This window comes from Pseudomonas thermotolerans DSM 14292, assembly GCF_000364625.1.
GTDB classification, from domain to species: domain Bacteria; phylum Pseudomonadota; class Gammaproteobacteria; order Pseudomonadales; family Pseudomonadaceae; genus Aquipseudomonas; species Aquipseudomonas thermotolerans.
In genome coordinates, this window is sequence record NZ_KB822607.1 from 118241 (window position 1) to 131153 (window position 12913).

Annotated in this window: 11 protein-coding genes and 1 riboswitch; of the genes, 3 read left to right on the forward strand and 8 right to left on the reverse strand. The window is 68.9% G+C overall.

Annotation, left to right across the window (positions count from 1 at the left end; translation table 11 throughout):
- Positions 1-46 precede the first annotated feature (46 nt).
- From H165_RS0108890 to ahcY, 4 genes are all read right to left on the reverse strand, one after another.
- Entirely contained in the window at positions 47-811 is a 765-nt protein-coding gene (locus H165_RS0108890; protein ID WP_051059499.1) for a DUF3142 domain-containing protein, read from the reverse strand.
- Positions 781-2931 (reverse strand): PA5441 family protein, encoded by a 2151-nt coding sequence (locus H165_RS0108895; RefSeq protein ID WP_017938581.1) that lies wholly within the window; start codon positions 2929-2931, stop codon positions 781-783. The genes H165_RS0108890 and H165_RS0108895 overlap by 31 nt, the downstream gene beginning before the upstream one ends.
- A 45-nt stretch (positions 2932-2976) precedes the next feature.
- The gene (gene metF / locus H165_RS0108900) at positions 2977-3822 is read right to left on the reverse strand and encodes a methylenetetrahydrofolate reductase [NAD(P)H] (RefSeq protein WP_017938582.1); all 846 of its coding nucleotides are present in this window, start codon (positions 3820-3822) and stop codon (positions 2977-2979) included.
- Positions 3823-3895: 73 nt separating this feature from the next.
- Positions 3896-5305 carry an adenosylhomocysteinase gene (gene ahcY, locus H165_RS0108905; protein WP_026146490.1) on the reverse strand — a complete coding sequence of 470 codons (1410 nt, stop codon included), beginning with the start codon at positions 5303-5305 and terminating at the stop codon, positions 3896-3898.
- A gap of 23 nt (positions 5306-5328) precedes the next feature.
- Positions 5329-5455, reverse strand: a riboswitch (S-adenosyl-L-homocysteine riboswitch).
- A 173-nt stretch (positions 5456-5628) separates the two neighbouring features.
- On the opposite strand from ahcY, the gene H165_RS0108910 reads away from it, so the two are divergent.
- Both H165_RS0108910 and H165_RS0108915 read left to right on the forward strand, forming a co-directional pair.
- On the forward strand, positions 5629-6018 hold the full coding sequence (locus H165_RS0108910) for an acyl-CoA thioesterase (RefSeq protein WP_017938584.1): 390 nt from the start codon (positions 5629-5631) through the stop codon (positions 6016-6018).
- A 93-nt stretch (positions 6019-6111) separates the two neighbouring features.
- Positions 6112-6498 carry an MAPEG family protein gene (locus H165_RS0108915; RefSeq protein WP_017938585.1) on the forward strand — a complete coding sequence of 129 codons (387 nt, stop codon included), beginning with the start codon at positions 6112-6114 and terminating at the stop codon, positions 6496-6498.
- Positions 6499-6511: 13 nt separating this feature from the next.
- Here the strand turns inward: H165_RS0108915 and ntrC are convergent, their stop codons facing one another.
- The 4 genes from ntrC to H165_RS0108935 all read right to left on the reverse strand — a co-directional run bounded on the left by ntrC (position 6512) and on the right by H165_RS0108935 (position 10460).
- Positions 6512-7945 (reverse strand): nitrogen regulation protein NR(I), encoded by a 1434-nt coding sequence (ntrC, locus tag H165_RS0108920; protein ID WP_017938586.1) that lies wholly within the window; start codon positions 7943-7945, stop codon positions 6512-6514.
- Complete coding sequence (gene glnL, locus H165_RS0108925; protein ID WP_017938587.1) at positions 7942-9027, reverse strand: nitrogen regulation protein NR(II); 1086 nt, start codon at positions 9025-9027, stop codon at positions 7942-7944. The genes ntrC and glnL overlap by 4 nt, the downstream gene beginning before the upstream one ends.
- Before the next feature lie 242 nt (positions 9028-9269).
- Positions 9270-9893 (reverse strand): DUF4124 domain-containing protein, encoded by a 624-nt coding sequence (locus tag H165_RS0108930; RefSeq protein WP_017938588.1) that lies wholly within the window; start codon positions 9891-9893, stop codon positions 9270-9272.
- A gap of 21 nt (positions 9894-9914) precedes the next feature.
- Entirely contained in the window at positions 9915-10460 is a 546-nt protein-coding gene (locus tag H165_RS0108935) for a DUF4124 domain-containing protein (RefSeq protein ID WP_017938589.1), read from the reverse strand.
- Positions 10461-10691: 231 nt separating this feature from the next.
- On the opposite strand from H165_RS0108935, the gene H165_RS0108940 reads away from it, so the two are divergent.
- Positions 10692-12908 (forward strand): mechanosensitive ion channel family protein, encoded by a 2217-nt coding sequence (locus H165_RS0108940; RefSeq protein ID WP_017938590.1) that lies wholly within the window; start codon positions 10692-10694, stop codon positions 12906-12908.
- Positions 12909-12913 lie beyond the last annotated feature (5 nt).

The following is a 12913-nucleotide window of genomic DNA, read 5'->3' on the forward strand; positions in this document are numbered from 1 at the left end:
GCGATTCGATCGGGTTCCTGAAGCCGGGGTGGCGCTCGTTGGCTGATTATGGCTGGCGGCCGGTCGGGGCGTGCTGGCGGGAGCCGTCCGGGTTCTGCAGAAATACCACATAGCCGCGGAACCAGGGGCTGTTTTCCAGCTCGGCCGACGCCTGCCAGTCGCCATCCTGGATCAGCCCGATGCGAAACGGCAGGCGCAGCCGCGCCAGGGCCGGCAGGTACTGCCGGTAGCCGGGGATGCTGCGGCGCCCCTGGTAGGTCTGCATCACCACCTCGTCGACCACTCCGGCGAGGCGGTTGAGCGCTGCCGGGTCGGCATTGCCGGCCCAGTCGAGCAGGCCGGTGATGCTCAGCCGGTAGCGGTCCGGCAGGCGTCGGCGCAGGTCCTCGAGAAAGACGGCGTAGTGCTCCAGGTGGCGGGTGCGGGCGTCGAAGTCGACCTGCACGCCGCCGACCCGGTTGCCGGCGCGCTGCCAGCGCTGCAACTGCGCAAGCAGCAGGGCGTGGACGTCCTCGCCCCAGTCCAGGGTATGGGCGCGGTACACCACCCAGAGCTCGAGCTCGTTGGACAGTCGCGGCACGGCCGGGTTCTGCGCGGTCATCCGTGCTGGCGGATCGCCGGGCCGTCGCGGGCCGTCGATCTGCCCCTGCAGCACATAGAGGGTGCGCGCCTGGGCCAGCAGCGGCTGCGGGCGCACCCCGCTCCACAGCCAGAAGGCCTGGTAGTCGGCGGCCTTCACCGGCGCCGCCGCGGCTGGCCGGATGGCGCCGAGCAGCAGGGCTACCAATAGTACTTGAGCCGCTGCGCCCAGGGGGTGTCGGCGTACTGCCGCTTGAGGGTCTGGAACCACTGGCGGCGCTGCTCCTTGTCGATGTCCTGGTCGTCGCAGCCGTTGATGGCGCTGGGCGCGTAGCAGTTGATCGCGCGGAACAGCGCGTAGGCGCGCTCCTCGCGGCTGCTCTGCGGGTTGTCCAGCAGCTGCTGGTAGCCCATCAGGCGCGAACGGGGCGTGCCCGGGAACTGGCTGGGCGCGCTGCCCAGTTCGCCGGCCTCCGGCGGCTGGTCGAGCCAGTGCTGGTCGAGGCGCTTGGTCCGGAGGAAGTCGCCCAGGCAGAGCAGCCCTTGGGCGTCCTCCGGATCGGCGACGAGGCGCCGGGCGACCTCGGCCAGGGCCGGGCAGGCATAGCCGGCGTCGTTGCCGCCGGCCCAGACGAACAGCTGAGGGTCGGGGGCCTTGGCGGGTGCCGCCGGCTGCTCGGCGAGCAGCTCGAGATCGGCGAGGAACTCGGCGTAGCGGCCGCGGCTCAGCTCGCGGTAGAGCAGGGTATAGAGCGCGGTGGCCCGCTCGCCGGGCGCGGCCTGGCGGTCGCTGGCTTGGCGGCGCAGCAGCTCGGGACCGGCGCCATAGGCGAGCAGGCGCTCGCGGATCGGCGCGCTGCGGATCGGCGAGTCGGCGGCGAACACCGTGGCTAGCTGGCCGCGGCGTTCCAGGTTGAGGGCCAGGGCCAGCTGCAGCTGGGCCTGTTGCAGAGGATCCTGGGTGCGCGCCAGCAGCGCCCGCCAGTGCTCTTCCGCCTGCTCCCCGCGGCCTAGGGCCTCGAGGGCCAGGCCACGCAGGGTTTCCTGACTGAAGGCGATGAAGTCCAGAGCCCCCGCGCTGGGCGCCGGCAGGGCATCCAGGGCCGCCTGGGGCGCGTTGCCGCGGTAGAAGTGCCAGGCGGCGACCAGGTAGGCATGCAGCCCGGGATGGCTGGCGAAGCGCGGCTGCTGAGCCTGTAGCTCGGCCAGCTCGAGGGGCGCCTGGCTCTGCCCTTGTGGATCGCGCAGGCGGATCAGGTCGAGCATGGCCAACAGGCGTGGGTCCTGGAGTTCATCGCTGGCGAGGTTGGGCAGCAGCTTGGCGTCCAGCTCGTCGATCAGCGCCAGCAGCCCGGCCTGATCCGCGTCGCTGGCGAAGGCTTCGGCAAAGGCCGCGGCCAGACGCCGGCCGTCGCCGCCCAGCCAGTAGAGGCGGCGCAGCAGGCCGCGCGCCGAGGCGGCGTAGCGGCCCTGGGGATAATCCGCCAGGTAGGCGGCGAAGGCCTGCTCGCTGGCCGCCAGGCTGGTCCGGTCGACCTTGTCCAGGGCGAAGAAGCCGTACTCGTCGAAGGCTTCCGCCTGGGCCTGGTTGAGCGCCACCCGGCCGCTCAGGTAGCGGGCGGTTTCCCGCAGCCAGGGCTGCTGGCTGTCGGCGAGGCTGACGAAGGCGCCCTGGGCGCTGGCGAAGTCGCCGCGGTAGAAGGCCTCGGCGCCTTCCAGGTAGCGGGCGAAATCCCGGGCCTGGGGGCTGTGCAACTGTTCGGCGGCGAGCAACTGGGCGGGCGCCTCGTCCGGCCCGCAGCGGCCCAGCAGGTTCAGGCGCGCCTCGGCCAGCACCCGGCGCTCCTCCGGGGGCAGCTCCTTGCTGGCGGCCAGGGCGGCGACGAACAGCCGGGCGCTGGGCAGGTCGTTGCTACGGCAGCGGCTGCCTTCTCCTTCGGCCAGCTGCAATCCGCGGGTGGGCGGCGGCGTATCGATGCCCAGCTGTTTCAGGTCGGCCTGCAGGGCGGCGGTTGCCGGATCGGTGGCCGTGGTGGCGGCGTCCTCGGTGTCCACCCGGTGGCGCGGGTCGAGCATGCGCAGGGTGAAGGGCACCAGGCCGTAGCCCTCCTCGTAGTCGCCCTCGGCCTGTGGTGCGCGGTTCATGCGCAGCCTGCCGTCGGCGTCGAGCAGCAGCTGCAGGTTGACCCGGCTGTCGTTGCCGGGGCTGAGAAAGGCCAGGTTGTCGCACATCCAGAGCTGGTCGGAGACCAGCTTCCAGCTCGGCGAGCAGAGCAGGTCGGAGCTGGCCAGGGCGGCGGGAACGTGTACGCCGGTGAGCAGGGCCAGCGGCAGGAGGCGCTTGAAGATCATGGGCTCGTCCTTGAGCGGGAGCCGCGCCGCGGCTCCCTGCCGGTTTTAGCGTTTGAGGTTGAGGTTCTTCCAGATCGCCAGGCTGGGGGCGGCCTGGTTCAGGGTATAGAAGTGCAGGCCGGGGGCGCCGCCGGCCAGCAGGCGTTCGCACATCTCGGTGACCACCTGCTCGCCGAACGCCTGGATGCTCTCCACGTCGTCGCCGTAGGCCTCCAGCTGCTTGCGGATCCAGCGCGGGATTTCCGCGCCGCAGGCGTCGGAGAAGCGCGCCAGCTTGCTGTAGTTGGTGATCGGCATGATCCCCGGCACCACCGGGACGTCCACGCCCAGCTTGCGCACCCGGTCGACGAAGTAGAAGTAGCTGTCGGCGTTGAAGAAGTACTGGGTGATGGCGCTGTCGGCGCCGGCCCGGACCTTGCGCACGAAGTTGGCCAGGTCTGCCTCGAAGTTGCGTGCCTGGGGGTGCATTTCCGGATAGGCGGCCACCTCGATGTGGAAGCGGTCGCCGGTCTCGGCGCGGATGAACTCCACCAGGTCGCTGGCGTGGCGCAGCTCGCCGCTGGCCATGCCCATGCCGGACGGCAGGTCGCCGCGCAGGGCGACGATGCGGCGGATGCCGGCGTTCTGGTACTGCTCGAGCAGGGCGCGCAGTTCGGCCTTGCTGTCGCCGACGCAGGACAGGTGCGGCGCGGTGGGCACCTGCACCTCGCTGTCCAGCTGCAGCACGGTGCTCAGGGTGCGGTCGCGGGTCGAACCGCCGGCGCCGTAGGTGCAGGAGAAGAAATCGGGGTGGTAGGCGGCCAGCTCACGGGCGGTGGCCAGCAGCTTTTCGTGGCCGGCCTCGGTCTTCGCCGGGAAGAACTCGAAGCTGTAGCGGCGTTCTTGACTCATGAAGGTTCCCTTCGACGGCGGGGCAGCGGGCCGGGCCGGCGCATCGCGCAGGCCGCGGCCGCCGCCCGGGCTCTTAGTAACGGTAGCTGTCCGGCTTGAACGGACCTTCCACGGTCACGCCGATGTACTCGGCCTGCTTCGGGGTCAGGCGGGTGACCACGCCGCCGAAACCCTTGACCATCTCCAGGGCGACTTCCTCGTCCAGTTTCTTCGGCAGCACCTCGACGCTGATGTGCCGGGCTTTCTCCGCGGCCGGCAGGTCGGCGAACTTGCGCTGGAACAGGTGGATCTGCGCCAGCACCTGGTTGGCGAAGGAGCCGTCCATGACCCGCGACGGGTGGCCGGTGGCGTTGCCCAGGTTCACCAGGCGGCCCTCGGCGAGGAGGATCAGGTAGTCGTCGTTGTGCGGATCGAAGCCGTCCTTGCCGGTGCGGTGCACCTTGTGGACCTGCGGCTTGACCTCCTCCCAGGCCCAGTTGGCGCGCATGAAGGCGGTGTCGATCTCGTTGTCGAAGTGGCCGATGTTGCAGACCACCGCGCGCTTCTTCAGCGCCTTGAGCATGCCGGCATCGCACACGTTGGTGTTGCCGGTGGTGGTGACGATCAGGTCGATCTTGCCGAGCAGCTCGCGGTTGATGCAGGCGTCGCTGCCGTCGTTGATGCCGTCGAGGTATGGCGAGACCACCTCGAAGCCGTCCATGCAGGCCTGCATGGCGCAGATCGGGTCGATCTCCGAGACCTTGACGATCATGCCTTCCTGACGCAGCGACTGGGCGGAGCCCTTGCCTACGTCGCCGTAGCCGATCACCAGAGCCTGCTTGCCGGCCAGCAGGTGGTCGGTGGCGCGCTTGATGGCGTCGTTCAGGCTGTGGCGGCAGCCGTACTTGTTGTCGTTCTTGCTCTTGGTCACCGAGTCGTTGACGTTGATCGCCGGGACTTTCAGGGTGCCGGCCTTGAGCATGTCGAGCAGGCGGTGCACGCCGGTGGTGGTTTCCTCGGTGATGCCGTGGATGCGCTCGAGCATCTGCGGGTACTTCTGGTGCAGGATGGCGGTCAGGTCGCCGCCGTCGTCCAGCACCATGTTGGCGTCCCAGGGCTGGCCGTCCTTGAGGATGGTCTGCTCGATGCACCACTCGTATTCCTCCTCAGTCTCGCCCTTCCAGGCGAACACCGGGATGCCGGCGGCGGCGATGGCGGCGGCGGCGTGGTCCTGGGTGGAGAAGATGTTGCAGGAGGACCAGCGCACCTCGGCGCCCAGGGCGACCAGGGTCTCGATGAGCACCGCGGTCTGGATGGTCATGTGGATGCAGCCGAGAATCTTCGCGCCTTTCAGCGGCTGGCTGGGCGCGTACTTGCGGCGCAGCCCCATCAGGGCCGGCATCTCCGACTCGGCGATGATGATCTCGCGGCGGCCCCAGGCGGCCAGGGAAATGTCGGCGACCTTGTAGTCGGTGAAACCGGCAGGCGTCATGACAGCGCTCATGAAATGAGTCTCCATTCGTTCAGTGCGAATGGGCGCCGTTGATGCGTTCGGGACAACGCCCCATCCGAGCCTGACAGGCGCCGGCCGGATTTCGCGCCGATCTGTGCCGGTGCGAAACAGCCAGCGGCTGCTGCAGCGCCCCTCGGATGGGTGGCGGGCACGCCCGGGCGGTGCCGGGCGAGTGAAACCACGGGATTATAGCCGGCCACGCCGCCCAGCCCAAGTCCGTTAGGAGGCTATCGGACCCATTGAGAGAGTTGTCGGGACAATCCCGCGCCAGGCGCGGAGAATGGCGGAACCTGACCAGACAGACAGGAGTCGTCATGAATTTCCACACCCGCAAGTGGGTCAAGCCCGAAGACCTGAATGCCAACGGCACGCTTTTTGGGGGCAGCCTGCTGAGGTGGGTGGACGAGGAGGCGGCCATCTACGCCATCGTCCAGCTCGGCAACCAGAAGGTGGTGACCAAGTTCATCTCGGAGATCAACTTCGTCAGTTCGGCGCGCCAGGGCGACATCATCGAGCTGGGCATCACCGCCACCGAGTTCGGCCGTACTTCCATCACTCTGACCTGCGAGGTGCGCAACAAGATCACCCGCAAGAGCATCCTGACCATCGACAAGCTGGTGTTCGTCAACCTCGGCGAAGACGGTCAGCCCAAGCCCCACGGCAAGACCGAGATCACCTACATCAAGGACCAGTTCAACGACTGATCCGCTCGGCAGCGGCGAGTGGCGTTTGGGCCAAGGCGCGGCCGCGGGTTTCCCGGCAGGCTGGGGACTTTCCTGGCCGACGAGGAGTTGCCCATGACCATCGCCTACTGGTGCGTGCTGATCGTCTTCCTGCTGCCCTACGCCTGCATCTCCGTTGCCAAGTTCAGCGGCGGCGACTACGGCGCCCAGGCCAACCGGGCGCCGCGAGAGTTTCTCGCCCGCCTGCAGGGTTGGCGCCAGCGTGCCCACCATGCCCAACTCAACGGCTTCGAGATCGCCCCGCTGTTCGCCGCCGCGGTGATCATCGCCCACCTCTGCGGCGGAGCCAGCCAGGCGCTGATTGACGCCCTGGCGGCGGCCTTCGTGATCAGCCGGGTCCTCTACTGCCTCTGCTATATCGCCGACTGGGCGACCCTGCGCTCGCTGGTCTGGTTCGTCGGCCTGGGGCTGATCCTCGCCCTGTTCGTCACCTCGGCCTGAACCGCGCGGCGCCTCAGTCGTCGCCCTCGTCGTCGTCGCCGCCGGCCACCTTCATGCCCAACTCCTTGATCTTGCGGGTCAGGGTGTTGCGGCCCCAGCCGAGCAGCACCGCGGCGTCGCGGCGGCGCCCGGCGGTGTGCTTGAGGGCGGTCTCGATCATGATCCGCTCGAAGGCCGGCACCGCCTGGTCGAGCAGGTTGCTCTGGCCGCGGGTCAGGGCCTGGTCGGCCCACTGGCGCAGGGCCTGCTCCCAGTTGGTCACCGGCGCGGCGTCCTGCTGCTGGGTGAGCAGTTCCGGCGGCAGGTCGTCGATGTGCACTTCGCGGCCGGAGGCCATCACGGTGATCCACCGGCAGGTGTTCTCCAGCTGGCGCACGTTGCCCGGCCAGGGCAGGTTGCGCATGTATTCCTCGGTTTCCGGCTTGAGCAGCTTGGGCTCCACGGCCAGTTCCTGGGCGGCGCGGGCCAGGAAGTGGCGGGCCAGGGCGGGGATGTCCTCGCGGCGGTCGGCCAGGCGCGGGATGTGGATGCGGATCACGTTGAGGCGGTGGAACAGGTCCTCGCGGAACTTGCCGGCCTGTACCAGGGCCTCGAGGTTCTGGTGGGTGGCGGCGATGATGCGCACGTCCACCTTGACCGGGGTGTGTCCCCCGACCCGGTAGAATTCGCCGTCGGCCAGCACGCGCAGCAGACGGGTCTGGGTATCCGCCGGCATGTCGCCGATCTCGTCGAGGAACAGGGTGCCGCCGTCGGCCTGTTCGAAGCGCCCGCGGCGCTGGTTGGCGGCGCCGGTGAAGGCGCCCTTCTCGTGGCCGAACAGCTCAGACTCCATCAGGTCCTTGGGAATCGCCGCCATGTTCAGAGCGATGAACGGCGCGTTGGCGCGCGGGCTGTGACGGTGCAGGGCGTGGGCCACCAGCTCCTTGCCGGTGCCGGACTCGCCGTTGATCAGCACGGTGATGTTGGAGTGGGACAGGCGGCCGATGGCGCGGAACACCTCCTGCATGGCCGGTGCCTCGCCGATGATCTCCGGGGTGCGCGCCTGGCTGGCCGGCGCCTCCAGGCTCTGCTGTTCCTGGGCGTGCTGGAAGGCGCGCTTGACCAGGGACACCGCTTCGTCCACGTCGAAGGGCTTGGGCAGGTACTCGAAGGCGCCGCCCTGGTAGGAGGCCACCGCGCTGTCCAGGTCGGAGTGGGCGGTCATGATGATCACCGGCAGGCGCGGATACAGCTCGCGGATGCGCGCCAGCAGGTCGAGGCCGCTGGCCCCCGGCATGCGGATGTCGGAGATGATCACGTCCGGCTGCTGGCGGCCGAGGCGGGCGAGCAGGCTGTCGGCGTTGTCGAAGGTGGTGGTCTGCATCCCTTCCTGCTGGAAGGCCTTCTCCAGTACCCAGCGGATGGAACGGTCGTCGTCGACGATCCAGATGGACTCACTGCGGCTCATGAGGGGCTGACTCCTTGTTCCAGCGGCAGGAAGATCGAGAAGACGGTGTGGCCGGGGTGGCTTTCACACTCGATCAACCCCTGATGCTGACTGATGATGTTCTGGGTGATGGCCAGGCCCAGCCCGGTACCGTCCGGACGGCCGCTGACCATGGGATAGAAGATGGTGTCCTTGAGCTCGGCCGGGATGCCCGGACCGTTGTCGATGATCTCCACCTTCACCACTAGGCGGTGGCGGGTGTAGCCGATGGTGAACTGGCGCAGGGTGCGGCTGCGTAGGGTGATGCGGCCGAGCTGCAGGTCGTTGCAGGAGGCCAGCGCCTGCATGGCGTTGCGCACGATGTTGAGCACCGCCTGGATCATCTGCTCGCGGTCGATGAGCACCTCGGGGATGCTTGGGTCGTAGTCGCGCACCAGGGTGATGCTGCCCTGGCTTTCCGCCTCGATGAGGCTGGCGACCCGCTCCAGCACCTCGTGGATGTTGGCCCTGGCCAGGTTCGGCAGCTTGTTGGAGCCGAGCATGCGGTCGACCAGATTGCGCAGGCGGTCGGCCTCCTCGATGATCACGTTGGTGTAGTCGCGCAGGTGCTCCTCGGGCAGTTCGCGGGCCAGCAGCTGCGCGGCGCCGCGGATGCCGCCCAGGGGGTTCTTGATCTCGTGGGCCAGGCCGCGGACCAGCTGCTTGGTGGTCTCCTGCTTGGTCAGCTGGGCTTCCTCGCGGGTGATGCGCAGCAGGCGGTCGCGCGGCAGCACCTCGAGCAACAACAGGGTCTCGCCTTCGTTGAGGATCGGCGTTACCGAGTAGTCCACGGTGAGGGTCTGTCCGGTCAGCGCGGTGAGCACCGCCTCGCGCTTGTTGAACGGGTGCGCCTGCTCCACCGCCTGGCGCAGGGCGGCCAGGGCTTCCGGCGACTCGGTGAACAGCTCGCTGATGAATTGCCCGTGGCTGCGCTGGCCGCTGACCGCCAGCAGCATCTCGGCCGCCGGATTCATGTACTCGAGGCGCAGTTCGGCGTTGAGCAGCAGGGTCGCGGTGGTCAGGTTGTCCAGCAGCAGGCGATGCAGTGCGTCGTTGATGGTCATAGGCAGCTTCCGCAGTTGATCCGGGAAAATGCAAAAAACAAACCAAGGCCCCGAAAAGGCGCGTAGCTGGAGGGGCTGGCGGCGATCCGCGCTGTGTGTCGGGGCAGATCAGCGCCAGCGGTGAACCAAAATGGGGAGGATCCGGCTCTGTGGTCGCCGCAATGCACTATTCTGGTGCATTTATCTGCGGGCCGCGACCTCGATGGTGTGGATCGGCGGGCGATTCGCCGGCGGATGCTGGGTCAGAGGAACGGCAGGATGCTCACCTTGTCGTCCTTGGGCTTGTCCTTCAGCGGGCATTCCGGACGCACGCCGTAATCGCCCTTCTTGCAGGGATTGATCCGGCGCTTCTGGGCCAGCGACAGGCGCAGGATGTGCACCGGCTGGCTGGGGGTGCGCTCCAGGGTACGGCCCTCGGCATCGAGGATCTCCACGGCAATCTGGTGGGTGCCGCGGTCGATGTTGGTGACGTGGAACACCGGGCTGCGGCTTGGCGCGCCGGCCGGCTCGCCGTCCAGCAGCAGGCGGTAGAAGTGCCCGGGCAGCAGCGCCGGCTCGCTGGTGGCGGTGACGATCAGGTCGCCGGAGGTGCCGTTCTGCACCGCGGCGTCCGGCTCCGGGAGAAGGATGCGTAGCAGCTGATAGCTGGGCGTCGGCTGCGGGGTGGCAGCCGGTTCCGGCATGGGGCGCGGCGTGCCTGCTTTTGGTGCAGGCATGCTGTTGGTCGGTGCCAGGTTCAGACGCTGGGCGTTCTGGCTCTGCGGTCGATCGGTGAACACCCGGTTCCCTTCGGCGTCGATGTAGGTGTACACCTGGGCGGCGGCGGGCAGGCTGAGCAGGGCGAGGCAGAGCAGGACGAGACGCATGGATCGGACGGTGACTCAAGTTCAGGGACGCGAACGCAGGGCCGGGCTACCGGTGTGGACCCGCTGCACGGTGAAGGTGTGGACTTCGCTCTGCTGCACAGGCCGGTCGCCGCTCAGCACCTCCACCGCCAGGCGGTGCTCGCCGCGGTCGGCGTTCACCACCTGCAGGCGCGGCACTGTGCTGGGTTCGCCGTAGGGCTTGCCGTCGAGGATCAGGCGCAGGCGGTGGCCGCTGCGCAGCGCCGGCTGCAGCTCCACGTCGACGCTGAAACTGCCGTTGTTGGCGCGCAGGGCTTCCTCGCTGGGCAGGTTGATCAGCCGCAGCACCCGGTAGGGCGCCGCGGACTGGGCGGACGTTGCGCTGCCGTCGGCCTGCGGCTTGGCGGCGGGCGGCGGGGCCTGCATTTGCACCGTGTTGGCCGGCGGCAGGTCGAGCGACTCGCTGGCCACGCCCTGCGGCGGCTGGTCGGTGAATACGGTGTTGCCCTTGGCGTCGGTGTACTTGTAGATCTGCGCGCCGGCCGGCAGGGCCAGGGCGAGCAGCAGGCAGGCGGCGAACAGGCGCATGCACGATCTCCGGAGATGGTCGCGGCTAGCCTTGCACCGCCGCGCCCGCCTGGCAAGGGGTGCGACGCGCCGCCGGCCCGCTTTGCGGAATGGTCGGCATCACGCGGGGGAACGCCCGCCGCGCGGTGCTGTCCCTGCTGTCCGGGCGCAGCGTCCGGAGCCGGCTTGGTCGCTCTGCCGGCTTTGTTATGCTGCAACCCGGATCTTCGCCGCTTCAGGGATGTTTCAGCCGTGTCCATCGCCTCGCTTGCCACCGTGCGTCGCCATTGCCTGCTTGCGCTGCTCTTGGCGCTGTTTGCCGTGTTCCTGCCGCGTCCTGGTCAGGCCGCGCTGCCCAGCCTGCTGGGCGGTGCCGCGGCCAGCGAGGAGCAGGTCGACCCGGCGGAGCTGGAGCGCTCGCTGAACCAGGTGATCCAGACCCTGGAGAACGACAGGCAGCGCGCCGACCTGCTGAAGCGGCTCAAGCAGCTGCGCGACGGCACGCGGCAGAGCCGGCAGGGCGAGGAGGGCGTGCTGTCGCTGATCGGCGATACCTTGGGCGCCCTGGAGGCGCGCTTCCAGGGCGACAACAGTCCGCTGCGCCGCTGGGAGCGGCGTTTCGCCGAGGCCTACGTGGAGCTGCGCGAGCGGCTGCCGGGATGGCGCGCGCTGCCTGCGGTGGTCTTCGATTTCTCGGTGGTGATCCTGCTCTGGGCCTGCCTGGCCAGCGGCCTGCTCTGGGTCGGCCGGCGCATGCGCGAGCGCTTCGGCCTGGCCGACGAGCTGCCGCAGCACCCCAAGACCCGCGACCTGGCGCTGTTCGCCCTGCGCAAGCTGGGGCCCTGGCTGATCGCTTTCCTGATCACCCTGTATCTGTCGGTGGTACTGCCGGCCTCGCCGAGCAAGACCCTGGCCATGCTGATGGCCTACGTGCTGGTTTGCGGGACCCTGTTCTCGGCGCTCTGTGTGATCTCCCTGTCGCTGTTCAGCGGCCCGCACAGCACCCGTGCGCTGAACATCCTCCGGCGCCGCGCCTTCCGTCCCCTGTGGCTGATCGGCAGCCTGGCTGCACTCGGAGGGGCGGCCAACGATCCACGCCTGGTCGCCGCCCTGGGCGAGCACGTGTGCATCAGCCTGGGTTCCCTGGCCAACGCCTGCGCGGCGCTGCTCACCGCGGTGTTCGTGCTGCGCTTCCGCCGACCGATCGCTCACCTGATCCGCAACCGCCCGCTGGAGCGGCGTCTCAAGCAGCGCAGCCTGCACGACCTGGTGCGCCTGATGGGCAACCTCTGGTACGTGCCGGTGCTGCTGCTGGTGGTCACCTCCCTAGTGGCCACCTTCTTGTCCGCCGGGGACAGCAGCGCGGCGCTGCGCCGGGCGCTGATCTGCGCGCTGCTGGCCCTGCTGGCCATGACCCTGCTCGGCCTGATCCGCCGCCGCGCGCGGCGCCTCGACGAACGGCCGCGGCGCAGCGCCAGCTACCTGGAGCAGTTGCAGGGCTTCTGCTTCACCCTGCTGCACATCGGCGTGCTGCTGGTCTTCGTGGAGATCGGTCTGCGGGTCTGGGACCTGTCGCTGATCCGCTACGCGGAGGGCGAGGGCGCCGCGGTGAGCGCCAAGGTGTTTAGCTTCGGCGCCACCCTGCTGGTCGCCCGCCTGGTCTGGCTGCTCATCGACACTGCCCTGCAGCACAGCTTCGGCGCTGGCGGCAAGGGGCGCACCAACGCCCGGGCGCTGACCATGCTGCCGCTGATCCGCAACGTGCTCCTGGTGACCATTGCAGTGATCGCCCTGATCGTCGCCCTGGCCAACATGGGGGTGAACGTCACACCGCTGCTCGCCGGTGCCGGGGTGATCGGCCTGGCTATCGGCTTCGGCGCCCAGTCGCTGGTGGCCGACCTGATCACCGGGCTGTTCATCATCATCGAGGACTCGCTGTCCATCGACGACTATGTGGATGTTGGCGGCCACCTGGGCACGGTGGAGGCGCTGACCCTGCGCACCGTGCGCCTGCGCGACCTGGACGGGGTGGTGCACACGGTACCGTTCAGCGAGATCAAGACCATCAAGAACTACTCGCGGCAGTTCGGCTACGCCATGTTCCGCTGGCCGGTGCCGGCCAGCATGCCCATCGACCAGGCCCAGGCGCTGGTTCGCGAGGTGGCCGAGGAGCTGCGCCGCGACCGCCAGGTCAGCCGCAACATCTGGTCGCCGCTGGAGATGCAGGGTATCGAGGGCTTCGACGCCGGCCAGGCGATCCTGCGCTTCCGCTTCAAGACCGCGCCGATCAAGCAGTGGGAGGTGCAGCGCGCCTTCAACCTGCTGCTGCGCCAGAAGCTGGACGCCTGCGGCCTGGAGCTGGCGATGCCGCGCCTCAACGTGCAGCTGAGCCGGCCGAAGACCCCGGCGGCGCCGGCGCGATCCGTGGCGGTACCGCCGTGCGACGAGGGCACCCGCGAGTTGCTGTGACGGGT